Origin of the sequence: Salegentibacter sp. Hel_I_6 (assembly GCF_000745315.1) — a bacterium.
In the GTDB taxonomy this organism is placed as follows: Bacteria; Bacteroidota; Bacteroidia; order Flavobacteriales; family Flavobacteriaceae; genus Salegentibacter.
Genome location: NZ_JQNQ01000001.1, coordinates 1,616,199 through 1,640,886 on the forward strand (window position 1 = coordinate 1,616,199; position 24,688 = coordinate 1,640,886).

The 24,688-nt window shown below is 36.0% G+C and carries 26 protein-coding genes; 7 read left to right on the plus strand and 19 right to left on the minus strand.

From position 1 onward, the window contains the following. Positions 1-46: 46 nt before the first annotated feature. Entirely contained in the window at positions 47-1,423 is a 1,377-nt protein-coding gene (locus FG27_RS07080) for a hypothetical protein (RefSeq protein ID WP_037317324.1), read from the plus strand. Here the strand turns inward: FG27_RS07080 and FG27_RS07085 are convergent. The 9 genes from FG27_RS07085 to FG27_RS07125 all read right to left on the minus strand — a co-directional run bounded on the left by FG27_RS07085 (position 1,394) and on the right by FG27_RS07125 (position 10,125). Beyond that, positions 1,394-2,020 (minus strand): lipid-A-disaccharide synthase N-terminal domain-containing protein, encoded by a 627-nt coding sequence (locus tag FG27_RS07085; protein ID WP_037317326.1) that lies wholly within the window; start codon positions 2,018-2,020, stop codon positions 1,394-1,396. The genes FG27_RS07080 and FG27_RS07085 overlap by 30 nt on opposite strands. 101 nt (positions 2,021-2,121) lie before the next feature. Continuing rightward, positions 2,122-3,093, minus strand: coding sequence for a deoxyhypusine synthase family protein (locus FG27_RS07090; RefSeq protein WP_037317329.1), 972 nt, complete (start codon positions 3,091-3,093; stop codon positions 2,122-2,124). Further along, positions 3,086-3,961 (minus strand): agmatinase, encoded by an 876-nt coding sequence (gene speB, locus FG27_RS07095; protein ID WP_037317333.1) that lies wholly within the window; start codon positions 3,959-3,961, stop codon positions 3,086-3,088. Before speB ends, FG27_RS07090 begins: the two co-directional genes overlap by 8 nt. Positions 3,962-4,007: 46 nt before the next feature. Then, positions 4,008-5,411 (minus strand): arginine decarboxylase, encoded by a 1,404-nt coding sequence (locus tag FG27_RS07100; protein ID WP_037317335.1) that lies wholly within the window; start codon positions 5,409-5,411, stop codon positions 4,008-4,010. Positions 5,412-5,695: 284 nt separating this feature from the next. Further along, positions 5,696-6,538: a pseudouridine synthase gene (locus FG27_RS07105; protein ID WP_037317338.1), complete on the minus strand. Its 843-nt coding sequence runs from the start codon at positions 6,536-6,538 to the stop codon at positions 5,696-5,698. A gap of 93 nt (positions 6,539-6,631) precedes the next feature. Next, complete coding sequence (locus tag FG27_RS07110) at positions 6,632-7,108, minus strand: nucleoside deaminase (RefSeq protein ID WP_037317341.1); 477 nt, start codon at positions 7,106-7,108, stop codon at positions 6,632-6,634. Between the two features lie 21 nt (positions 7,109-7,129). Next, positions 7,130-8,035 (minus strand): geranylgeranylglycerol-phosphate geranylgeranyltransferase, encoded by a 906-nt coding sequence (locus FG27_RS07115; RefSeq protein ID WP_037317344.1) that lies wholly within the window; start codon positions 8,033-8,035, stop codon positions 7,130-7,132. A gap of 11 nt (positions 8,036-8,046) precedes the next feature. Then, a complete protein-coding gene (locus tag FG27_RS07120; RefSeq protein WP_037317347.1) occupies positions 8,047-8,985 on the minus strand; it encodes a mevalonate kinase in 939 nt (312 codons plus the stop codon). 51 nt (positions 8,986-9,036) lie between these two features. Beyond that, on the minus strand, positions 9,037-10,125 hold the full coding sequence (locus tag FG27_RS07125; protein WP_037317350.1) for a diphosphomevalonate/mevalonate 3,5-bisphosphate decarboxylase family protein: 1,089 nt from the start codon (positions 10,123-10,125) through the stop codon (positions 9,037-9,039). A gap of 242 nt (positions 10,126-10,367) precedes the next feature. Between FG27_RS07125 and FG27_RS07130 the strand changes: the two genes are divergently transcribed. Beyond that, the gene (locus FG27_RS07130) at positions 10,368-10,844 is read left to right on the plus strand and encodes a TspO/MBR family protein (RefSeq protein WP_037317353.1); all 477 of its coding nucleotides are present in this window, start codon (positions 10,368-10,370) and stop codon (positions 10,842-10,844) included. Here FG27_RS07130 and FG27_RS07135 read toward each other — a convergent pair. Together FG27_RS07135 and FG27_RS07140 are read right to left on the minus strand one after the other, a co-directional pair. Then, on the minus strand, positions 10,841-12,061 hold the full coding sequence (locus tag FG27_RS07135; protein ID WP_037317356.1) for an NAD(P)/FAD-dependent oxidoreductase: 1,221 nt from the start codon (positions 12,059-12,061) through the stop codon (positions 10,841-10,843). The genes FG27_RS07130 and FG27_RS07135 overlap by 4 nt on opposite strands. 47 nt (positions 12,062-12,108) lie before the next feature. Beyond that, entirely contained in the window at positions 12,109-12,795 is a 687-nt protein-coding gene (locus FG27_RS07140; protein ID WP_037317359.1) for a glycerophosphodiester phosphodiesterase family protein, read from the minus strand. 136 nt (positions 12,796-12,931) lie between these two features. Between FG27_RS07140 and FG27_RS07145 the strand changes: the two genes are divergently transcribed. From FG27_RS07145 to FG27_RS07160, 4 genes are all read left to right on the plus strand, one after another. Next, the gene (locus FG27_RS07145) at positions 12,932-13,456 is read left to right on the plus strand and encodes a DUF421 domain-containing protein (RefSeq protein ID WP_037317362.1); all 525 of its coding nucleotides are present in this window, start codon (positions 12,932-12,934) and stop codon (positions 13,454-13,456) included. A 114-nt stretch (positions 13,457-13,570) separates the two neighbouring features. Next, entirely contained in the window at positions 13,571-14,269 is a 699-nt protein-coding gene (gntA, locus tag FG27_RS07150) for a guanitoxin biosynthesis heme-dependent pre-guanitoxin N-hydroxylase GntA (RefSeq protein ID WP_037317366.1), read from the plus strand. Between the two features lies 1 nt (position 14,270). Further along, on the plus strand, positions 14,271-14,882 hold the full coding sequence (locus tag FG27_RS07155; protein WP_037317369.1) for an FMN-binding negative transcriptional regulator: 612 nt from the start codon (positions 14,271-14,273) through the stop codon (positions 14,880-14,882). Further along, positions 14,873-15,451, plus strand: a complete 579-nt coding sequence (locus FG27_RS07160) for a DUF1989 domain-containing protein (RefSeq protein ID WP_037317372.1) — start codon at positions 14,873-14,875, stop codon at positions 15,449-15,451. The genes FG27_RS07155 and FG27_RS07160 overlap by 10 nt, the downstream gene beginning before the upstream one ends. 94 nt (positions 15,452-15,545) lie before the next feature. Here FG27_RS07160 and clpX read toward each other — a convergent pair whose 3' ends face one another. The 8 genes from clpX to FG27_RS07200 all read right to left on the minus strand — a co-directional run bounded on the left by clpX (position 15,546) and on the right by FG27_RS07200 (position 23,874). Then, on the minus strand, positions 15,546-16,778 hold the full coding sequence (clpX, locus tag FG27_RS07165; protein ID WP_037322027.1) for an ATP-dependent Clp protease ATP-binding subunit ClpX: 1,233 nt from the start codon (positions 16,776-16,778) through the stop codon (positions 15,546-15,548). Positions 16,779-16,830: 52 nt separating this feature from the next. After that, entirely contained in the window at positions 16,831-17,508 is a 678-nt protein-coding gene (clpP, locus tag FG27_RS07170; protein WP_037317375.1) for an ATP-dependent Clp endopeptidase proteolytic subunit ClpP, read from the minus strand. A gap of 107 nt (positions 17,509-17,615) precedes the next feature. Continuing rightward, positions 17,616-18,938, minus strand: coding sequence for a trigger factor (tig, locus tag FG27_RS07175; RefSeq protein ID WP_037317378.1), 1,323 nt, complete (start codon positions 18,936-18,938; stop codon positions 17,616-17,618). Between the two features lie 87 nt (positions 18,939-19,025). Beyond that, on the minus strand, positions 19,026-19,367 hold the full coding sequence (locus FG27_RS07180; RefSeq protein ID WP_037322029.1) for a phage holin family protein: 342 nt from the start codon (positions 19,365-19,367) through the stop codon (positions 19,026-19,028). Between the two features lie 88 nt (positions 19,368-19,455). After that, a complete protein-coding gene (locus tag FG27_RS07185) occupies positions 19,456-20,994 on the minus strand; it encodes an SGNH/GDSL hydrolase family protein (RefSeq protein WP_037317381.1) in 1,539 nt (512 codons plus the stop codon). Positions 20,995-21,004: 10 nt separating this feature from the next. Continuing rightward, positions 21,005-22,252 carry an OmpP1/FadL family transporter gene (locus FG27_RS07190; protein WP_037317384.1) on the minus strand — a complete coding sequence of 416 codons (1,248 nt, stop codon included), beginning with the start codon at positions 22,250-22,252 and terminating at the stop codon, positions 21,005-21,007. A 119-nt stretch (positions 22,253-22,371) separates the two neighbouring features. Further along, the gene (locus tag FG27_RS07195) at positions 22,372-23,136 is read right to left on the minus strand and encodes an alpha/beta fold hydrolase (RefSeq protein WP_037317387.1); all 765 of its coding nucleotides are present in this window, start codon (positions 23,134-23,136) and stop codon (positions 22,372-22,374) included. Between the two features lie 24 nt (positions 23,137-23,160). Next, positions 23,161-23,874, minus strand: coding sequence for a pyridoxine 5'-phosphate synthase (locus FG27_RS07200; RefSeq protein ID WP_037317390.1), 714 nt, complete (start codon positions 23,872-23,874; stop codon positions 23,161-23,163). A 90-nt stretch (positions 23,875-23,964) separates the two neighbouring features. Between FG27_RS07200 and FG27_RS07205 the strand changes: the two genes are divergently transcribed. After that, entirely contained in the window at positions 23,965-24,621 is a 657-nt protein-coding gene (locus FG27_RS07205) for a CBS domain-containing protein (protein WP_037317393.1), read from the plus strand. Positions 24,622-24,688 lie beyond the last annotated feature (67 nt).

A 24,688-nucleotide genomic window follows, 5' to 3' on the forward strand; every position in this document is an offset into this window, starting at 1 on the left:
CATCTTAGATCCTGAAATAAATTCAGATGACGTTTATAAAAAGTAAATGCAGGGTTTTCTTAAAAATCATAAATTCTCCATCCTCCTGCTCTTAGCGGGAATTGCTTTTTATTGGTCGTTTGCTTACGATTTGGATCGAAGTGATTTTATAAAATTGATCAGTCTTTATACAGGATTGTTTTTTATCAGTTTTAAGCTTATTCAATTAGAAAAGAATAATTTCTGGTTCCTGGCCGGGGTTGCAGTTTTATTCCGACTTGTTTTTATCGCAGCCACGCCAAACCTTTCGCAAGATTTTTACCGTTTTATCTGGGACGGAAAATTGATTCTGGAAGGAATAAACCCATATTTGTCCGTTCCTAATGACTTCTCGCCTACGTTCTCGCTAATGCAACAGAATTTAATAAAAGGAATGGGCAGTTTAAGTGCGGGAAACTACACCAGTTATCCGCCGGTAAATCAACTGCTGTTTGTAATTTCAGCTTTTTTAGGAGGAAAGAGTATTTTGGGTTCTGTGATCGTGATGCGATTTTTTATCATTTTAGCAGAGTTGGGGATCCTTTATTTTGGCAGAAAATTATTGTTAAAATTAAAGCTACCCACTCACCAGATCTTTTGGTTTATTTTAAATCCGTTTATCATCATAGAGCTCACCGGAAATCTTCATTTTGAAGGTGTAATGCTGTTTTTTTTAACCTGGTCTATTTATTTATTACATCAGAAAAAATGGATTTGGAGCGCAATTTTACTGGGGATTTCAGTTTCGGTAAAATTGTTGCCTTTGTTGTTTTTACCGCTTTTATGGAATTATTTTTCAGCCTTTAAAAAGAATGAAAATTCGGCAAGTGAATTTTTAAACTTCAAAAAACTGCTACTTTATTATTCAATTACTGGCTGCACGGTTTTAATAAGTTTCCTTCCGTTTATTTCTTCGGAATTTATCTCCAATTTTTCGGCAAGTATCGCGCTTTGGTTTCAGAAATTCGAGTTTAACGCGAGTATTTATTATATGATTAGATGGATTGGCTTTCAACTGAAAGGCTACAATATTATTGCAACCGCAGGAAAAATCTTGCCATTAATAGTTATTTTAATTCTCGCAGGACTGGCCTTTTTCAGAAGAAATAATTCAACCGAAAAGCTGATTTATACTATGCTTCTGGGAGTTTCAGCCTATTTTTTTCTAGCTACCACTGTGCATCCCTGGTATATTGCTACGCCACTTTTGCTCTCGGTTTTTACGAAATTCAGGTTTGCGTTGGTATGGTCTTTTTTGGTGATGCTAAGTTATTCGGCCTATACCGTAAATGGATTTCAGGAAAATCACTGGTTAATTGCAGTTGAATATATTCTTGTAATTGGAGTTTTTCTCGTAGAAATTTTCAAACCTCAACTACTCTTCAGATTTTCTAATAATAAATAGATTTCTAATGTAAACAATTGCTCCAAAGAAATGAGCCGCGATTAAAACCGGGTCATTTCTAAAAATGCCATAAGTAAAAATTAGACTTGAACCTACCAAACTAATAACCCAAAAATTCCAGGGTAAATCGGACTCCTGATTTCTTTCGGCATGAATCCATTGATAGATGAAACGAGCGGTATAAATTAATTGACCCACAATTCCCAGAATAATTAACCAGGTAGAAATATTATCGCCTTTTACAAGATCGGCCCAATCTAATTGACCTAAAAAAATAAGATATAAAGCGATTAGAATTGGTAGGGCGATCACATAAATCTTAAACATTATTCCAGACTTTCCCCATTCTCCCTGGAGCTGCAAGTTTCTAAAATAACCTCCATATACAAGAAATTGCCCTAGCATAATCGCCATATCGTCCCTTAAATATCCATAGATAAAGAGCAAAACAGCACCCTGCAGGCTGAGTTTCCAAAAGAGTGTTGGTGTTTCAATTTTTTTGGTTTTTTCTGATTTTATCCACTGCATTACAAGTCTTGCAGAAAATAAAAGTTGGGCTAAAAAGCCAATTGCATAAACAAACCAACTACTACTCATACATCCATTTTATCATGTTTCAAAAGAGCGTAAAAAAAGCTGCTCAATAATACACTAATTGTATTTCTGAACAGCTTTAATCTCTAATAATTCTTTGTTAATTACATATCTAGCAAATAGGCGAAAATTAAAGGTGCAACGATGGTGGCGTCACTTTCTATAATATGCTTTGGTGTTTTAATATCGAGTTTTCCCCAGGTAATCTTTTCGTTCGGAACAGCTCCCGAATAAGATCCATAACTGGTAGTAGAATCTGAAATCTGACAGAAATAGCTCCAAAAAGGTGTATCTGTTCTTTCCATATCTTGATATAGCATTGGGACTACACATATTGGAAAATCTCCCGCGATGCCTCCACCAATTTGGAAGAATCCAATTCCTTCTTTAGAATTGTTGGTATACCAATCGGCAAGAAAGGTCATATACTCAATTCCAGATTTCATTGTGCTGGCTTTTAATTCACCTTTTAACACATAAGAAGCAAAAATATTCCCAAGCGTACTATCTTCCCAACCGGGAACAACCATTGGCAGATTTTTTTCTGCTGCAGCATACATCCAGGAATCTTTCAGATCTATTTCGTAATGTTCTTCCAAAACCCCGGAAAGTAATAATTTATAAAGAAATTCGTGCGGAAAATAGCGTTCGCCATTCGCTTCTGCATCTTTCCAAATTTTCACAATATGTTCCTGAATTCTTCTAAAAGCTTCTTCCTCTGGAATACAGGTGTCAGTTACCCGGTTTAGGCCCTTTTCTAAAAGATCCCATTCGTCCTGAGGGGTTAGGTCCCTATAATTGGGAACTCTTTTATAATGCGAATGCGCAACCAGGTTCATTACATCTTCCTCCAGGTTAGCCCCGGTACAGGAAATAATATGCAATTTATCTTTGCGAATCATCTCGGCAAAGATCTTACCTAATTCAGCGGTACTCATTGCTCCTGCTAGCGAAACCAACATTTTTGAGCCACCTTCCAGCTGTTTTTCGTAATCTTTTGCAGCATCTACAAGCGCTGCGGAATTAAAATGTAAATAATATTTTTCTATAAATTGGGAAATCGCTCCTTTACTCATCTTCGTCTTCTTCGTTATAATTTTGGTATTTGAATTTGTAGCTCAACATTTTATAGTAAAGCTTTGCCGCTAGAAAGTCTGATGATTTTTCATTCTCATTTGGACAAAGTTCTACAATGTCAAAACCTACAACATTTTTCTTTTTAAACATCATTTTTAGGAATTCCAGCGTTTCGTACCAGAAAAGTCCGCCGGGTTCCGGGGTGCCCGTAGAGGGTAAAATAGAAGGATCAAAAGCATCTAAGTCTATGGTAATAAAAACATTTGGTGTCATTTGGCCAATGGCATCATCTTGCCAATCTTCGTAAAGGTCGTGGGCAAAATATACCTGATTTTCATCCATATGCTCTACCTCAGAAACATCCATAGAACGAATTCCAACCTGCAATAAGTTTGTCTTTTTACTAGCCTCGTGCAATGCGCAGGCATGATTACAAGTAGAACCTTCATATTCTGGTCTAAGATCGGCATGGGCATCTAATTGCACCACGGTAAGATCTTCAAAACTCTCATTAAAAGCACGAATAGTCCCGATGGAAACTGAGTGTTCTCCTCCAAAAATGGTTACAAATTTCTCTTGCTTGATATAATTCTTCACGGTTTTATAAACGGTATCTACCATTTTTTCCGGGGAAGAATTTTCTGTAACTGCTGGTGCAAGGTAAATTCCTTTTTTATAAACTTCAGATTTGGTTTCAATATCGTAAAGCTCCATATTCTCTGAAGCTTCGAGAAAAGCTTCAGGACCTTTATCTGCGCCCTTTTGCCAGCTACTTGTTCCATCGTAAGGAACCGGGATCAATACCACTTTCGCTTCATCTATTCGCGAATATTTATCTGGTATTCCGGCGTAATTCTTTTTGCTCATTGTAATGCTAAATTGGTTGTTGTTGGTTATATAAATTTATAAAAAATTAATTGCTTCCATTATAACCCAGAATTTTAAGCATATCCTCGGCATTTTGTTCCGGGCTAAATAAACTGGTTTCAATATTTCCATCCTTATCCTTATCGATAAGCAGATGTTTTGGCTGCGGAATTAAACAGTGATGTAAGCCACCGTGACCACCAATAGTTTCCTGGTAAGCCCCAGTATTAAAAAAGCCAATATAAAGCGGTTTATCCTTTTTATACTTCGGAAGATAAATTGCGTTTACATTCTGCTCTGAGTTATAATAATCGTCGCTATCGCAAGTTAACCCTCCAAGTAAAACGCGTTCATATTCATCGTTCCAACGGTTTACCGGCAACATCACAAATTTCTTACTAATAGCCCAGGTATCCGGCAAAGTGGTGATAAATGAAGAATTAATCATATTCCACTTTTCACGATCATTTTGTTGCTTTTGATATAAAATCTCATAGATTGCGCCGCCACTTTCTCCAACGGTAAAACTTCCAAATTCGGTGAAAATATTAGGAACATCAACTTCAGCTTCTTCGCAATATAATTTGATCTGATTAATGATCTCGTCTACCATATAGGCGTAATCATACTCAAAATGCAGGGAATTTTTAACCGGAAAACCTCCCCCAATATTCAAACTATCCAAATCTGGGCAAACCTTCTTCAGGTTTACATAAACACGTAAACATTTCTGTAATTCGTTCCAATAATAGGCTGTATCTCGAATACCTGTATTGATAAAGAAATGAAGCATTTTTAGAGAAACCTGGTCGTTTTCCTTTATTTGTTTATTGTAAAATGGTACAATATTCTTATAACCTATTCCCAACCTGGAAGTATAGAACTCAAATTTTGGTTCTTCTTCAGAAGCAATCCTGATTCCGATAGGAAATTTACCGTTAATCTTTTCAGATAAAAGGTCTATTTCTTCGTAATTATCGATAATTGGAATACAGTTCTTATGACCATCGTTTAACAGTCTGGAAATATTTTCAACGTATTGATCACGTTTAAAGCCATTACATAGCACGTAAGTATCGTTGGTAATTTTCCCAGATTTCTTAAGTTGCTCCACAATATTAATATCGAAAGCCGAAGAGGTTTCAATATGAATATCATTTTTTAAAGCTTCGTTCAAAACGTGCTGAAAATGTGAACTCTTAGTGCAATAGCAATAATTATAGCTTCCTTTATAATCATGTTTTGCCATAGCATCTGCAAACCATTTCTTCGCTCGCCCAATATTTTCTGAAATTTTAGGGAGATAAGTAAATTTTAAAGGAGCCCCGTATTTTTTTACAAGTTCCATTAAATCGATGTCATGAAATTTTAATTCTGTACCCTCCAGGGTAAACTCTTCCTGGGGAAAATAATAGGTTTGGTCTATTAAATCGCTGTATTTAGTATTCAATTGTTTGGTTTATATATTAAAGGTAAAAATTTAGGCATTAATTTTTCGCACCAAAAGAAATGACTGGTAAATTAATGTTAAGAAAAATTTGAAAAGGTTTGCATTCAAGACCTGAAAAAGCTCAAACCAGAAAATTTGCACCAATGGGTTTTCCCCTGCTGTGTATTGATTGTAAAATCCTGTCAATTAATTGTATGCATTAAATATTTAAAAATAAAGAACCGGAAGGAGCGATCTCAATCCGGTTCAAAAATATTAAAAAACTTAATACGGAATCACTTTTTTTAAAGCATTCCTAAATTTATAACTTCCTGATCTGTAAGCCTTCTAAATCGGCCACGCGGAAGGTCTTTTTTCGTTAGTCCGCCAAAAACCACACGATCCAGTTTTTCAACTTCATACCCCTGACTTTTAAAAAGTCTTTGTATGATATGATTTTTGGTGCTATTGGTTTCAATACCAATTTCGTTCTTAGGCCTATCGGCAATAAAGCTAATATCCTGAATATTTACTTTACCGTCTTCGAGAATAACACCACTTCTAATTTTATCTAAATGTTCTAAAGAAAGTGGTTTCGTAAGATTAACCTGGTAGATTTGTCTAATTCCGTTTCTTGGTTTCCCTAATCTTTTCGCCAAAGTGCCATCGTTAGTAAAGACCAAAAGTCCCATTGCTTGGGTATCTAATTTTCCCACAGGATCTAATTTTGCTTTGGTAGCCTTAGCCATTATATCCATTACGGTCTTCCCTCCTTTTTCGATACTTCCGGTTACATAAATACCTTTTGGCTTATTCAGGACAAAATATTCTGGCTTATCGGGATTTACTCTTCTTCCATCAAATTTAACCTCATCGGTTGGCGCAACCTTATAGCCCATTTCGGTTACTATATTTCCATTCACGGTTACATTTCCGGCAGAAATAAAAATATCGGCATCACGTCGGGAACAAATTCCGGCATTGGCAATATATTTATTTAAACGAATTCCATCGGTTTTGGAAGGAGTTTTAGGAGCCGACTGCTGCTTTTTAATAGGCGCATTGCCGCGGGCCATAGACTTTTTGGAGTTTCCTCCACCCTGTCTTCCGCTAACTTTTCCACCTTTAGATTTATCGTTTCTACTCATATCGCTAATTTTTTGCAAAGGTACTCTATTGATTTATAGTGACGTTCTATTTAATTGAAAGATTTTAACATCCAAAACATGAGAATTGCATAATTAATAGTCAATTCTATCGCCCTTAGCTTCCCACTTTTGAAAAACCGGAAGTCCTTCTTCTCGCATTAGATTTTCAAAAGGGATTTTACGATCACCCATTTTCAAGGCAATCTCATCATAAATAAATTGATCGTCAAATCCAATTTTAGCTGCGTCTTCCCGTGTAAGCGCATAATACACTTTTTCTGGTCGCGCCCAGTAAATTGCTCCTAAACACATTGGACAGGGTTCACATGAAGTATATAAAATACAATTTTCAAGTTGAAAATCCTGTAATTTTTCGCAGGCTTTTCTAATAGCCACAACCTCAGCATGAGCAGTTGGATCGTTACTGGCGGTTACTTTATTGTTAGCTTCAGCTATAATTTCACCATCTTTAACGATTACAGCACCAAATGGGCCGCCATGGCCTTTATCCATTCCTTCTTCGGCTAATTGAATAGCCCTTTTCAGAAAATAGCTATGATCTTTTTTCATATAAATTTTTAATAAAAGTAATTAAAATACCCTGTTTAGCACTTCTTCAATATCTATCAATAAAATACTAAAAACCCCCACTACAATTATTAGTTTTAAAATATTATGAAGCAATAAATATTGCCATTTGGCTTTGCTGAAGTATAGAAATAACAGGAAAAAAATAAGCAACACCAGGGAAACATAAAAGTAATAGTTCATATAACCGGTGTCAAAACGTGTGACCAAAAGCAAAATTGGAACCACCGCCAGAACGCTTAAAATTGAAAGGAAAAACTTACTAAGTCGTTCGCCATAGACAATCGGGATAGTTTGATAATTTTGAAGCAAATCACCCTGCATATTTTCCAGGTCCTTCACCAGTTCCCGCATTACAATCATTAAATAAAGGAAAGTAGCGTGGATAAAGATTACCGTTTCAAAATTTTTATAATAAACAAAAACCACAAAAAATGGCGTAATTGTGAGAATAGAAGCTACCAGGTTTCCAAGGAATAAAATTCGTTTTAGCCTATGGGAATACAGCCAGATCGCAAAAATATAAATCGAAAAGAAAACAACTGCTTTAAACGAAACATAACTCGCAAAGAAAATAGCAAGTAAATTTAGAATAAAATAGACTGAGAGTTTGGTTCGCTGACTTACAAACCGGTCTAGCATCGTTTTTTTAGGCCTGTTAATAAGGTCTTTTTCGCTATCGTAAAAATTATTAATAATATATCCCGAAGCGATTACGGTTGCTGAAGACAGGATTAGAAAAAATAAATTGTCGTCAAATAAAATTTGTCTTAAAGGCAACTCTGGCGCTAAAATAAAAGCGGAGGTAAGGTATTGTGCTACAATAAGCACCAAAATATTATAACCACGAACCACCGAAAACAAACTAAGCATTTTCAGCAATAAGCGCTTGTTAGAAGTGGACGCCATGAAGGGGTTATTTAGAAGTTATAAACCACTTCTAATTTGTAATCTTTAAGAGATTTTCTGGCTTTTTCAATATCTTCAGTAAAACCTAGAATATAGCCACCGCCACCAGAACCACAAAGTTTCAGATAGTAATCATTGGTATCTATTCCGTGCTTCCATAATTTATGAAATTGGGCAGGAATCATTGGTTTAAAATTATCAAGCACCACGTGAGAAAGTCTTTTCACATTGGTGAATAGAGATTTTACGTCACCTTTAAGAAAATCGTCAACACAGGCATCTGTATGTTTTACAAATTGGTCTTTAAGCATTTGACGGAAACCTTCCTGCTTCATATTTTCCATAAAAATCCCAACCATAGGTCCTGTTTCGCCAGTGCTTCCACTATCTAATAAAAATACGGCGCCCTGACCATTTTCGGTTTGAGACGGAATGCCGGCCGGCTCAATATTATCTTTAGAATTTATAAGAATTGGAATACTTAAATAACTATTAAGCGGATCTAAACCTGAAGATTTTCCGTGAAAAAAAGATTCCATTTCCCCAAAAACTTTTTTCAGCTTTAATAATTTCTCTCGGGTAAGATTTTCTAAAACGGTAATCTTTCCAGTGGCATATTTATCATATATCGCTGCAACCAAAGCACCACTGCTTCCTACACCATATCCCTGTGGAATGGTAGAATCGAAATACATGCCTTTTTCAATATCTGTATTTAAAGCAGCTATATCAAATTGCACAAGCTCTGGATTGTTTTTCTGAAGTTCGTTAAGATAATCGGCAAAACGTCGTAAGCTTTTATTAGAAGCAATAGCTGCTTCAGAAGGATCTTCATCTACTTTAAGTGCTCCGTTATAAAAATTATAAGGAATGGATAAACCTTTGGAATCTTTGATGATCCCGTACTCTCCAAAGAGTAGGATTTTTGAATAAAATAAAGGTCCTTTCATAAGCTTTCGAATAATCTTTTTTCAGATCAAAAAAGAATAATGTAAGTAAATCTACAATTTTTCTGCTCCCTTTCCAACCTGGTCGCAAATATACTGCCCTTTTTCACAATAGGCAACAAGCTCATTCTTAATGAATTCTAAAATTTTTTCTTTATACATCTCTGGATAAAGCAAATGTACATTGGCGCCTGCATCCAGCGTGAAACAAATTGGAGTTTTAGTGCTTTCCCTAAACTTCCATATTTTATTGATAATTTCCAGTGTATTAGGCTTCATTAAAATAAAATAAGGATTGCTGCTCATCATCATCGCATGCAAAGTGAGCGCCTCACTTTCTACGATAGAAATAAATTCGTCTAAATTTCCGGAAGCGAAAATCTGCTTCAATTTATCTAAATTTGAATGTGCCTGAGCAAATCGCTCTTTAGCAAAAGGATGACCGTGCATTAAATTATGACCAACACTGCTGCTTACCTGTTTTTGACCTTTATCTACCAGCAAAATAGTATCCTGAAAAGTTTTAAAAACCTCGTTTATTTCAAAAGGATATTTAATCCCAAAAAGGTCACTGCTTCCCTGAATATCTTTATGTTCTCCCCATTCAATTAATTCTCCTTCAATACTTCTGCAAGCACTTCCTGAACCCAATCGGGCCAAAAAGGAGGCTTTTTGATTGAAATAATCTTCGTTTTTCAAATCATTAGAAGCTAATTCCTTTTCTAAACTCATAATACACAGTGCTAAAGCGCTCATTCCGCTGGCGGAAGAAGCAATCCCGCTGCTGTGTGGAAAAGAGTTTTCTGTATAAATTTTAAACTTATATTCCTTCAGAAATGGACAATAGAGTTCAATTCGCTCAAAGAATTGCTGAATTTTTGGTTTAAAATCTTCTTTCTTTTTTCCTTCAAAATAAAGCTCAAAATCAAAAGAATCAGATCTCTTTGATTTCTTCTGAAATTCCAGTTTCGTAGTAGTTTTGCAATTATTCAGCGTAAAACTAACCGAAGGATTCGCAGGAACCTGATTTTCCTTTTTCCCCCAATATTTCACCAAGGCAATATTACTTGGAGCCTGCCAGGTAACTTCTCCCTTTTCTATTTTATTTGAAAATTGCGTTGGAATAAAATCCTTTTCGGTCATAGCAAAACTATTAATAACCTTCCCCGGGAAAGCCGAAGCCGGTATATTCTAAAATTAAAATCTCATTTATGGAACAAAGATATGTTTTAAGTTTTGGGAAATTAATTCTATAATTCAAATAAATTTCTATTTTAGTAACTACAAACGACCTCAAAGTCTAAAGATCAAGATGTTGATTATTCATAAAAACAATTAAATATACTAGTAAATGTATTTCTAATTGTTTTCAATACTAACCAGGAATGACCAGAAAACTCTTTTTAAGAAGCTCAATGGCCATTGGCATTTGTTTGCTTTTCGGTTTTATGGGCGCTATTGCTACCCAGGCCGGCATAGAGGGTTGGTACCCTGAACTCAACAAGCCCTGGTTTAATCCGCCAGACTCAATGTTTGGACCGGTTTGGTTGTTTATGTATATTTTAATGGGCGTGGCCGCAGGTATAGTTTGGAGCAAAGGATTTTATCATAAATGGGTAAAAACAGCCCTATACCATTTTGGTTTTCAGCTTTTATTAAATGGCTCCTGGTCGTTACTCTTTTTTGGGTTGCAAAAACCATTTCTAGCTTTTTTAAATATCATCGCTCTATTTATTCTGATTCTCCTTACCTTTAAATGGTTTAAAATAGTGAATAAAATCGCTGCTTATTTGCTTATTCCCTATGCCGTTTGGGTACTCTATGCGATGGCACTCAATTTTGAAATCTGGCGGTTAAATTAATTTCCAGTCATTGCTTTTGCTGCAAGAAAACCCCCCGTCCAGGCATTTTGGAAATTAAAGCCACCGGTAATTGCATCTATATTCAATATTTCCCCGGCTAAAAAAAGGTTCTTATGTAATTTACTTTCAAAAGTTTTAAAATTAACTTCCTTGAGATCCAGCCCGCCGGCCGTTACAAATTCTTCTTTAAAAGTGCTTTTCCCGTTTACGTGGAAAGCCCCTTCCGTAAGTTGCTCGCTTAAATTTTGCAACTGACTTTTATTTAAATCGGCCCAGGTGGTTACTTCATTTACTTCGGAAGCCAACACCAGGCTTCTCCATAATCGTTTAGGTAAATCGAATTGTGCATTTTTCACAACCTGCTGTTTAGCAAATTTGGTTTTTAATTCTTTTAGTTGATCTAAAATTTCTTCGGAAGAATAACCCGGAAGCCAGTTCACCATTATTTGAAATTGATAATTTAGCTTCTCTAAATCTCTTGCGCCCCAGGCCGATAGCTTTAAAATTCCTGGCCCGCTCATTCCCCAATGGGTAATTAAAAGCGGCCCTTTACTTTCTAAATTTACTTTTTTAGAATTTATTTTTACAACGGCTTCAGTCGCAATTCCCGGTAAATCTTTAATTCGGTCGTCTTTTATATTGAAGGTAAAAAGCGAAGGTACTGGTTCAATAATTTTATGATCCAATTTTTTTAAAATATTCCATATTTTAGGATTACTGCCGGTAGCGAGCATCATTTTTTCTGCTGAAAATTCTCCTTTACTGGTTTTAATTTCCCAAAAATTATTTTTTTGCTCAAATGCCTGAACTGCATGACTTTTTAAAACCTGAATTTTTAATCTTTCAGTTTCCTGCAAAAAGCAATTAATTATACTTTGAGAATCATCTGAAACCGGGAAAATACGGCCATCATCTTCAATCTTTAATTGAATTCCGCGCTTTTCAAACCATTCCATGGTATCACCGGTCATAAAACTGTGAAACGGCCCCAACAATTCCTTTTCTCCACGAGGATAATTGGTGCTTAATTCTTTCGGAATAAATTCGGCGTGAGTCACATTACACCGGCCACCTCCAGAAACTTTTACCTTAGTAAGCACTTCCTTTCCCCGTTCTAAAATCGCAATTTTTAGATTCGGGTTAAATTCAGCAGCGTTAATTGCCGTAAAAAATCCCGCTGCGCCGCCGCCAATAATAATGATGTCAAAATGCTGCATATCCAGGTTTAAAGTTTTTTTACTCTTTTCTTTTGAATCTTGAATATTTAAAGCCTATCAGGAAAATCTGAAATAATTCCATCTACACCAAACTCTCGCATTCTCGAAATATCCTCGGGCTCATTTACCGTCCATACATTTACTTTAAACCTGGCGTCGTGAGAAGCTTTTACATTATCTCTCGTAATTATTCCTAAAGAAGGATGAATTGCCGAGGCGTTTAATAATTTCCCGAGTTCTATAGCTTCAGTAACACTAGCCTTACTTAAAATTCCCAGGGGAACATTTTCATCAAGCTTACGCATTTGAAACAATTCATTTTTTTGGAAACTGGAAACGATAAAATTTTCATACTTCCAGTTTCTTTCAGCAATATACTTTTTAATTATTTCTGAAGTTTCGCTGGCAGTATTTAACCCTTTCAACTCAATATTTATAGTGCATTTTCCTTCAATAAGATCTAATACTTCAGTAAGCAAAGGGATTTCAAACTTTTCTTCAACCTTTAAAACTTTTAATTCGGTTAAAGTCTTTTTTGCCACCTCTCCACTTCCATTGGTAGTTCGATCTAGCGTAAAATCGTGAATCACTACTAATTCACCAGTTTTGCATCTATGAACATCTATCTCAATAGCATCCACTCCAAAATCCAATGCTTTTTGAATGCTCTCCAGGGTATTTTCAGCGAGATGCGCTTTCGCACCACGATGACCTATTTTAAGAATTTTACTCATAACACAAATGTATAGAAATAGCCTTAAAGCTGCGAAATAAGCAAACTACTTATTAAGAAAGACTTATCAGGATTTAACATTTACTTAGAGGGATACTTTTTAATTTTATTATTCTATCTAACTAATAATACGAATTATGGAAAAATGGTTTGAAGCTTCTTTAAGCTCTCTTATTGCTATTACTATATCTGCCGTAGGAATTTACGCTGCGATCATAATTTTTACACGACTGGCAGGAAAGCGTAGTTTTTCTAAAATGTCCAGTTTTGATTTTGCCATGACGGTTGCTGTAGGTTCTATTGTTGCTACTACGGTACTTTCTGCATCGGTAAGTTTATTACAGGGAATTGTAGGCTTGGCGGCAGTATATATTTTGCAAATTTCAGCGGCATTTTTTAGACGTTTTTCCTGGTTTCAGGAGGCGATAGATAATTCGCCATTACTCCTCATGGACGGAAAAAACATTCTTTATAAAAATTTAAAGAAGGCAAGGGTTACTGAAGGGGACCTTAGATCTAAACTTAGAGAGGCTAATGTTCTAGATCTCTCACAAGTTCGAGCTGTTGTTTTTGAAACTACTGGAGATATATCAGTTTTACATACTTCCAACGAAAATCAGGAGTTAGAAAATTGGCTTACTAAAGATGTAATGGGTAAATAATTAGAAAATTACAACCCCTTGTTAATCTTTTAAAATTTTGCTCTAATTTATTCTTAAACCGTATTGAACGATAGTCAAAACCCAATAGTTTTACAAAAATAAGCATTCTAAATTATGATTTCTACCGGAGTAAAAGCTAAAGTAAAACATTGGAAAGTATCTGATGAAAAGGCCATGGAACTCGCTTTTAAAGATTTTGTGGTAACAAAAGATCATCCTTGTATGATGGCACAAACAGTATTTGCTCAAGATCATTTAGACCTGCATACTTATGATGAATTCCCAAGCCGAAAAACCGCTCAAAAAATTTATGTCGATTTAAAAAAATATATAGAAAATTACGATTTTGAGTCTAATGAATTTTATACATTTTTAGCGGTTTTTAAAGACAGCAAAGTATTTTCTGAAACTGCTTTTGAAACCGCGCTGTGGAAACAACTGGAGTTTCTTCATAATATTGATGATTTTGCCTGGGATCCTCACGTAAGTAGTAATCCAGAAGCCAAAGAATTTAGCTTTAGCATTGCGGGAAAAGCTTTTTATATGGTAGGTATGCATCCAAATAGTAGCCGTAAGGCGAGACAAAGCCCTTACCCGGCAATTGCTTTTAATTTACATTGGCAGTTTGAAAAGTTAAGGGAAATGGGTGCCTTTAATACCGTTCGGGATAAAATTAGGGAAAGAGATATCGCATTACAGGGCAACATAAATCCTATGCTTGAAAATTTTGGTGAAAGTAGTGAAGCTCGCCAATATAGTGGTCGAAAAGTTGGAGAGGAATGGAAATGTCCTTTTCTTCACGGAAAAAAATAATATGTACCAGCCAAAGAAATATAAAAAGGATGATCCTAAATTCCTTTTTGAATTTATAAAGCATCATCCTTTTGCAACTTTTATATTAACCGGCGATCGAATTTTAGCAACTCACATACCGGTTTTAACTAAGGGAACAGCTAAAGATTTTATTCTTTTCTCCCACATTGCAAACCATAATGAGCAGTTTAAATTTCTAAAAGATGGCGTAGAAGCTTTACTGATATTTCAGGGTGCACACGGCTATGTTTCTTCTTCCTGGTACAAAGAGAAAGATATTAGTACCTGGGATTATTCAGCAGTACATGTGAATGTAAAATTGAAATTACAATCACGCGAGGAACTTGAAGATTCCTTAAAAGAACTCGTAGCCACTTTTGAAAAACCCCAGAAAAATCCTTTGTATTATAAAGATATCCCAAAAAAAATGCGGGAAGATCATTTACCGTTGATAACGGGATTTTGGTGTGAAGTAGAGAAAATTCAGGGCATTGCTAAATTGCATCAGGGTTATGATAAAGAGGATATTAAATCAGTAACCTCTCATTTAGAAAAACAACAAAATAATTCCGCGTTAAGCGAAAACATTAAACAAGAGCATAAATGCAAGTGATTAAAAAACAATCTGGAGCCGCCTTTAAATTAAAAAAAGGCCAGAAACTGAAGGTGATAGATCCCAAAGGCGAACAGGTTAGCGATATGGTTTTATTTAATGCAAAAGACCGACGAGAAAAATTATCTTCCGGTAAGACAATGGATTTTGAAGAGTCTATTTTAATAAGTACTGGGAATTTTCTTTGGAGCAATCGCAGCCACAAAATGATGGAAATCCTGGAAGATACCAATGGAAGAAATGATTTCTTATTAGCACCCTGCAGTCCGGAAACATTTGAAGTGATGTATGATTATGATGGATACCACCCCAGTTGCTTCGAAAACTTATATACCAGTCTGGAAAAATTCGAAATTCAGCCAGACGACATTCCCACGGCTTTCAATATTTTTATGAACGTTCAGTTTGATAAAAAAGGAAAATTAAGTGTAGATCCGCCTTTAAGCAAAGCCGGCGATTATGTATTATTTGAAGCCAAAATGGACTTAATTGTGGCTCTTACCGCCTGTTCTGCCGAAGATAGTAACAATGGTAGCTTTAAACCTATTCACTACGAACTATTAGATTAAAAATATTTCGAACTCTGAATTATTACTAAATAAAAAAGCCCCAGAAAATTTAAATTTCCGCGGCTTTTTTAATGAAATAATCTTACAACTGAGTTTAAGAAACTGCCTTAAGTTTATTTATAGTAGACTTGTTCAATTTCTCTTCTGCATAAGCACGTGTTACCTTTAATTTGCTATGGCCGCTTTCTGGCATTTCAAACATGGCATCTGTTAAAATCGCCTCGCAAAGCGATCTTAAACCACGAGCTCCAAGCTTATATTCTACAGCTTTTTCAACTATATAATCCAGGGCATCATCGCTCATCTCAAACTCAATATCGTCCATTTCAAACAATTTTTGATATTGCTTTACGATGGCATTTTTTGGTTCGGTTAAAATAGAACGCAATGTGCTCTGATCCAACGGATTCATATAAGTTAGCGCCGGTAATCTTCCTATAATTTCAGGAATAAGTCCGAAATCTTTCAAATCCTTCGGAATAATATATTTCAGCAAGTTGGTTCTCTCTATACTGTCATCGCTTTTTGAAGCGCTGAAACCAACTGCCTGCATATTCAGCCTCTTACTGATGTTTCGTTCAATACCATCAAAGGCACCTCCCGCAATGAAAAGAATATTTTCAGTATCTACCTCAACAAATTTCTGATCGGGGTGTTTACGACCTCCTTTTGGCGGAACGTTAACCGTAGTCCCCTCCAGTAATTTTAGTAAAGCTTGCTGAACTCCCTCCCCTGAAACATCACGTGTAATGGAAGGATTATCACTTTTACGAGCAATTTTATCTATTTCATCAATAAATACAATTCCACGTTGTGCTTTTTCAACATTATAATCGGCTGCCTGAAGCAATCTCGTTAAAATACCTTCAACATCTTCACCCACGTAACCAGCCTCTGTAAGTACCGTAGCATCTACAATAGCTAAAGGAACATTAAGCATTTTTGCGATGGTTTTCGCGATAAGGGTTTTACCCGTACCGGTTTCCCCAACCATGATAATATTTGATTTTTGAATTTCAACATCATCATCGCTTGCCGGCTGTAACAACCTTTTATAGTGGTTATAAACGGCTACAGACATCACTTTCTTGGTCGCTTCCTGGCCAATTACGTATTGATCTAAAAATTCTTTGATCACTTTTGGTTTGCTCAACATAAGATCTGAAGACAATTCCTTGGCTTCTCCCTGTTTAAGCTCTTCCAGAACAATGCCGTGCGCCTGCTCTATACATTTATCACATATATGAGCGTCCAGCCCTGCTATAAGCAAGTTGGTTTCGGGTTTCTTTCTACCGCAAAACGAACATTCTAATTCTTCTTTCGCCATTTCGTCATTTTTCAACTTTCAGTAAATAAAATAATAAACTGAAAATTAATTTCTATCCTTCTCTTGTTAAAATCTCATCGATCATACCATACTCTTTAGCTTTATCAGCCTTCATCCAGTAATCACGATCACTATCTTCTTCAATTTTCTCGTAGCTCTGTCCAGAATGTTTAGCGATGATCTCGTATAATTCCTTTTTAAGGGTTAAGATCTCTCTCGCAGTAATTTCTATATCACTGGCCTGTCCCTGCGCACCTCCAAGAGGTTGGTGAATCATTACTCTGGAATGCGGTAAACCACTTCTTTTTCCTTTTTCACCAGCACAAAGCAACACTGCGCCCATTGAGGCTGCCATTCCTGTACAAATTGTGGCCACATCTGGTTTAATAAACTGCATGGTATCATAAATCCCCAAACCTGCATAAACGCTACCTCCCGGAGAGTTAATATAGATTTGAATATCTTTAGAAGCATCTGTACTTTCTAAAAATAACATTTGTGCCTGGATAATATTAGCAACCTGATCGTTTATTGCGGTACCCATAAAGATAATTCTATCCATCATTAATCTGGAAAAAACATCCATAGCAACTGCATTCATTTGTCGCTCTTCAATAATATTAGGAGTCATCCCTGTAGGAGTCACGCTGCTCACTATCTTTTGGTAATAATTACTATTTATACCGTGATGTTTAGTGGCGTATTTTTCAAATTCTTTTCCGTAATCCATCAATTTTTCTGTTTTTAAGCTTTTTCTCTTAGCTGCCTTTCAAGTGAAAAGGCGTTAACCCGAATGGTTTAACGCCTTAAATATAAGTATAAATTTATAGAAAAAGCTTACTCGTAAATCTCTTTCACAAATTCGTCGTAAGTCACTTCTTTTTCTTCAAAAGACATTTTTTCTTTGTAAAAACCAAGCAATTTCTCATTCATTAATTGCTCTGACATTCTTTTTACTTCGTCCTGATTAGAAAGAATTCTTGCCGCAATATCGTCAAGTTCTTTATCTCCAGGATTCATTTGGCCAAACTGTGCCATTTGTTCTTTGATCTTTTCTTTCGCAAAAGTTTTAAGATCTTCAAACTCTACAGTAAGATTATTTTCGTTTACTATTTTACCTTCAATCAATTGGTAACGTAAACCTTCTTCACTCTTTTCATATTCTTCTTTGGCTTCTTCTTCGGTCATTGGTTTTTCACCAACTGTCTGAATCCACTTTTGAAGAAATTCTTTAGGAAGTTCAAATTTAGTTTGCTCAATAAGTTGCTTGGTCACATCGTTCATTAACTGCTGATCGCTCTGCTGCTTAAATTGCTTTGCTGCATCTTCCTTTATCTTTTCTTTAAGCTCGTCTTCACTAGTCACCTTTCCTTCACCAAAAAGCTTATCAAATAACTCCTGGTTAAGTTCAGCAAGTTCTCTATGACTAATTTCATTTACCGTAAACTCAACTTCAATATCAAGATCGTGGGCTTTATCGTGCTCTACATCTAAATGCTGAACAAGATCATGATCATCTTCAAAAAGACTTTTGGTCTTTAATGTGATCACATCTCCAACTTTAGCTCCAACAAATTTATTTAGATTTCGTTTTCCCTTGATTTTCTCTAATTCAACTGAAGTGCTCTTTTCAATTCCTTCTTCTTCATTTTTGAAAGTTCCGGCAACGATATCTCCTTCTTCAGCTTCATCTTTAGAAGTGATTTTCCCATATTGCTTGCGCATAGATTCAATTTGGTTATTCACCATTTTCTCGTCTGCAACAATATTATAATGGGTTACCGGCTTCTCAAGCTCAAGTTTTACCTCAAAATCTGGAGCTAAACCAAGTTCGAACTCAAAAGTATATTCTTCTTTGTTCCAATCGAAGTTTTCCTGTTCCTTAGGAATAGGATTTCCAAGAACATCAAGTTTTTCTTCGGTAAGGTATTTATTTAAGGAATCCTGTAAAAGTTTGTTTACTTCATCTACCAAAACAGCCTGACCGTATTGTTTTTTCACCATTCCCATAGGTACGTGACCTTTTCTAAAGCCAGGAATATTGGCGTTTTTACGGTAATCTTTAAGGATTTTATCAACTTTACCGGCATAGTCTTCTTTGGCGATATCTACTTTTACCACCGCATTCAATTCATCAATATTCTCTCTGGTAATATTCATCTTGACTTGTTATAAAAATTGGTGTGCAAAATTACACTTTTTTCCTAAGCCAACAAAGTTTCAATTTATTGAATTCCAGCATAGTTCCTAATCTTTTCCCAATAAAGAAAATAAGAGAGATTGAAAGAGGGACAAAAGCAAACTAAAAAGCAAGGCGATAAAAAAGCCACTAACCCCAAAACCAGATACAAATGCATCTGCCAGTAAGATAATTATGGCGTTAATCACTAATAAAAACAAGCCCAGGGTTAAAATAGTAACTGGCAAGGTAAAAAGCACCAAAATAGGCTTAACAATTAAGTTAAGAATTGCAAGAACAACAGCTACGATAATAGCAGTTAGGTATCCTTCAACTTCTACACCGGGTAAAAATTTAGCCAGAATCACAACGGCCAGCGCGGTAAGCAATATTCTTAGTATAAAATTCATAATATTTAGATTGGTTAATTTCTGAAAAATACAAAAAACGCCGGGAAAATCCCGGCGTTTCATTTTTTAGCAATAAACTGTATTCAATTTACTGAACGTCGTTGTTTGCAGTTACCGTATTATAAGTACCCACGTTTACTTTAGGCACCTCTGAATTATATGTTGCGTTAATTTCTTCAATCATTTGGTTTGCAACTATAGCATAACCACGTGGCGTAAGATGAACACCATCTAAAGAGAAAGCACCTCCAGTTGCAAATTGCGAAGTCACAGTGCCACCATCAAAAGAAATCCCGCCTTCTGCTAATTGGTTTAGCATGGCATTTGCATCTACAAGTGCAAGACCGTTAGCCTGGGCTAATCCAGAAATAACCTGGTTATATCTCGTAGTAGCATTTCTAACTAATTGTTGTTCTGCATTGGTTAATACGTGCTCATCTCCTAAAGGAACAGAAACTCCATTTACCATATTTGGATTATCCCCTACGGTAGTACCAAGAAATCCTGCACTGGTTAAAGGAATAAGATCTGTAGGCGTAGCCTGTCTTAACTGACTTAATAAACCTGCTGTTTGAGGATCAAGGTTAAATGGAGCGCCCTGAATAGCCTGGCTAATATTTGTTAAAGATTCATCTTGAAGAGTTACATAATTTTGACCTTCAGCAAAATTGATTTGTCTTGACTGAGCTTCTTCTGCAGTAATAAATCCAGCCTGAACCAAACCTGGAAGAACCTGGGTATTATAAGCTGAAAACTGCTGATTTAGCGCTCCAGCAGTTGCTGCATCTAATGGAATTGGATTTGAAGAAACCGTGGTGAAAAACGGAACAGAAGCTACATCTGGAATATTTATAAGCACTCCTCCACTTGCATTTGCAGCTAAACTTTGCACCATTTGACTGTACACGCTAGCAAAAACATTAGGATCTGTAATATCATTTTCTCCATAAGTTGTAGGATCGGTATTGTTAGTTTGATCTACACCGGTTCCTCCAGAAGTTGCATAACCTAACACATCGTTATTCCCAATCCATAAGGAAAAGAACGTTGGATCTTGCGCGAGTGCGTCTTCCAAAACTGAAGCGTTTGGAGCAGATGCGAAACGGGCAAAATAAGGATTTGCAGTTCCAACGGCAACCCCCTGAATATTTCCATAACCAGGTGCAGCTAAATGATAAGATTTAGCTCCCGGAACCCCCATATTATTGAATGGCCCTTGTTGCACATTCCCAACCTCAGTTGTAGCCTGCATCCCTGTATAAACTTGTGGCGAAGGATCACCATTCGCCCCTACAGCCAATACCAAACGGTTAGAAGTAATTTGATTTCCACCTAATAAAAGTCCACCGGCATTATCACTCATATAAGGAATCGTAAACTCTTCGGTATCCTGAGTTTTTGCGAATTGTTGTGCAACTATATTTGGATAAGAAGTTTCCTGGCCTGTAATATAAAGTGCATTATCAGCATAACCTGCAGTAAGGGAATTACCAAGAGCTACGTATGTTGAAAAATCGGCTTCGCCATTGCTATAGGCTCCCGGCTCATCTACCGGGTTATCAAATTCTGGCTCGCAGGAAACTATTCCCAGCGATAATATTGCAATATATTTAAAATACTGTTTCATCTTCTAAATTTTATAATTTATAGGTAATCCCAAGTCCTGGAATAAATGCTGAAGTTTTATAAGTTCCTTCAAATGGCACACTCTCTCCATTTTCAGTATAAAAATCGTAAGATTCATCGATTTCCTCATACCTGTTATAAAGGAAGGCAGCGTCTATTGAGAACCTATCGTTAACATTGAAAGAAAGTCCTCCGGTAAATCCATGAGCATCGTTTCTTGGTGTTTCAGGAGCAAAATAACCTGATTGCACGGGAGATTCGTCAAAGTAATACCCAACCCTTAGTGTTATGGTTTCGTTAGCCAAATATTGCAAACCAAACCTGTAAGAAGCAGAATTTTTATAATTTCTTGGATTATTAGAATCTGGGGTTGCATTTGCAAAATTTATATCTAAAGACTCATATACATCCCAATATGTCATATTGTAATCAAATGCAAAAAGCCATTTATCCAGTAATTGATAAGAAACCCCTACTGAAAGCTCTGCCGGCAATGGTAAAGAAGCATCAAATTGCGTGTTTTGGAAAGGAGTTAATGGTGAGTTTGGAACATTTTGAAAAGTAGCATCACCATCTTCAGCATCTACCATAATTTCACTTCGGTAATTTATACCAAAACGCAAATCTTCTGTAGCATTGAACATTGCACTTGCAGAGTATCCAAAAGCACTCACACCGCTGGCGTCTACAGTTACATTTGATCTATTTCCATCAATATCGGTTAAAGTACGGTTTAAGTTGCGATTAAAGTTAACAGAACCACTTACATAAATGGGACCACCACCAACACTTAATTTTTCTGAAATTTTCACAGAAGCTAAAGCCTGAACGTAAATAGCCTGAAGATCTATATTATTCACCAGGTGAGAACCAGCCCAATCTGTTGGCCATTCTACACTACTCCCGTAGGGCGTGTAAGCCGCCAAACCTAAAGTTAACCAGTCGTTTACACGATAAGAACCGTAGGCATAGAATGGAGTTCCTACGTTACTATTGGTCTCAGAACTAAGACCGAATTCTGAATTTTGATATTTTACGTTAGAAAATACCGCACTTGCACCGGCAGCGAAATTCATCTTATTTTCAAGATAAACAAGCCCTGCAGGGTTGAAAAAGGCAAGTTCAGCATTGTTAACCACTGCTACACCTGTGTGACCCATAGCAAGCGATCTCTGCCCCTGAAGACTCACCCTATACCCACCTGCATAAGTTACCGCAGCCATTAGACCGAAAAGGCCCAGGAAAAGTAATTTTTTCATAATTGAATTGGATTTTATTGTATTCTAATAATTTGTTGCTTTCAAATTTAGCATAAATTACATATTACTCAACAAAATTGCATTATTTATTATGCGCACATAATAAATTTAGAAGGATTTTAAAGAAAGTTAACTACTGTTTTATAGAAATCGTTCATTTTCTCAGCGTGAACCCAATGTCCTGCATTTGCAATTTCTTTGAATTCTACTTTTGGGAATTGCTCTTTAATTTTCGGCTTATCGTTTTCTTTTATATAATTTGAATTAGCGCCTTTTATAAAAAGCGTAGCCCCGCTAAAAGTTTTATCTTGCGGAAGAGCCCTTCCCACTTCTTCAATATTATCTTTTAAAGTCTCCAGGTTTACTTTTAAGCGATAATCACCTTTAGAGGTACGATTAAGGTTTTTAAGAAGAAAAAGTCTAACCGGCTTTTCTGAAATAAATTCGGATAGTAATTTATCGGCTTCCTGACGAGATTCCAGCTCGGCTTCTTGCAGTGCAGTTAATCCATCTAAAATTTGCTGATGATGTGGTTCATAATATTTTGGAGCTATATCTACCACAATTAGCTTATCTATAAGATCTGGATACTTTGCTGCCGTTAACATTGCTGTTTTGCCGCCCATAGAATGCCCCATTAAAAGAATTTTTTCCAAGGAATGCTGCTCACAGTATTCTTTCAAATCTTCAGCCATTAGTTCATAGCTATGATTATCTGTATGCGGACTTTTCCCATGATTTCTTTGGTCTATTAAATGCACCTGGAAATCTTTTTCTTCAGCAAGTTTATTACCAATAGTTTTCCAGTTATCGCTCATTCCTAAAAAGCCGTGGAGAATTAAGAGCGGTGCACCCTCTCCTATTATTATGGAATTTAATTTCATTATAGTTGGTGTTTTAAACTTGAATTATTTAAGTTGGTCCAGATATCTTTTAATAGTAGTTTCCAGGCCAAGATACAAAGCTTCAGCAATTAGTGCGTGACCAATAGAAACCTCATCTAAATGCGGTATATTATCTTTAAAGTACTTGATATTATCTAAAGAAAGATCGTGACCTGCATTAATTCCCAGGCCAAGCTCGTGAGCCAAAGTCGCACCTCTTTTATAAGGTTCTATTCCAGTTTTATCTCCTTTAGCATAGCTAACCGCGAAATCTTCAGTGTATAATTCAATTCGGTCGGTTCCGGTTTCTGCGGCTCCATTGATCATTTTCTCATCTGGATCTACAAAAATGGAAGTTCTAATACCATTATTTTTAAACTCCTGAATCACTTCCTGAAGGAATTTTTTATGTTTAATTGTGTCCCAACCGGCATTTGAGGTGATTGCATCTTCTGCATCTGGCACTAAAGTAACCTGTGCAGGCCCGGCTTCCATTACCAAATTTAAAAATTTCGCAACCGGATTTCCTTCAATATTAAACTCTGTAGTAACAATATTCGAGAGATCTCTAATATCCTGGTAAGTAATATGACGCTCATCTGGTCTTGGATGCACGGTGATCCCCTGCCCACCAAAAGATTCTATTTTCTTTGCAGCTTCTACCACATTAGGAATATTACCTCCACGGGCATTTCTCAAAGTGGCAATTTTATTAATATTTACACTTAATTTCGTCATTTTCTAGGCTTTTGTTTAACAAAAATACAAACTTGTAAATGCCCTAATGAATTTTATTTTAATTAATTTGCATAAAAAGAAAGCGACATCATGGAGATGGATGATTTTATTATTAACGATGTTTCCATTAGGCATTTTTCTGAAAAAATTGGGGAAGTACAGGACTTGTTCAATCAGCTAACCTATTCGCATTTACCGGTACAAAACAACGGAATCTATATGGGTTGTATTTCAGAAAATGATATTCGTTGCTTTGAAGTCGAAAAAACTCTGGAAGACTACCAATATGCTTTAGAAGGTTTTTTTGTGAGAGATACCGATTTTTGGCTGGATATTTTAGAAAGATTTGCACAGAACAACACTAATATTCTACCGGTTTTAGATGAAGAAAATCATTATTTAGGTTATGTTGAACTGAATGAAATTATAGCGATTTTTAATGAAACTCCATTTTTAAGTGAAGCCGGAAATATTATAGTTATTCAAAAAGGAATAAAAGACTTTTCATTTAGTGAAATCATCCAGATCATAGAATCTAATAACGTAAATATCTTAGGGTGTTTTATATCGAAAATTGAAAACGATGTGGCTCAAATCACCGTAAAATTAAGTCCTTCTGGAATCAATGAAATTATTCAGTCTTTCCGCAGGTATGGTTATAAAATTATTTCAGAACACCGGGAAGACAATTTCAATAAAAATCTTAGAGATCGCTCTAAGTACCTAGACAAATATATGAATATATGAACCCAGCAGAATGCTGAAAAAATTGCCAGATTACAGGTTGTTAAATAGTAGCTTGCAAAAAACTATT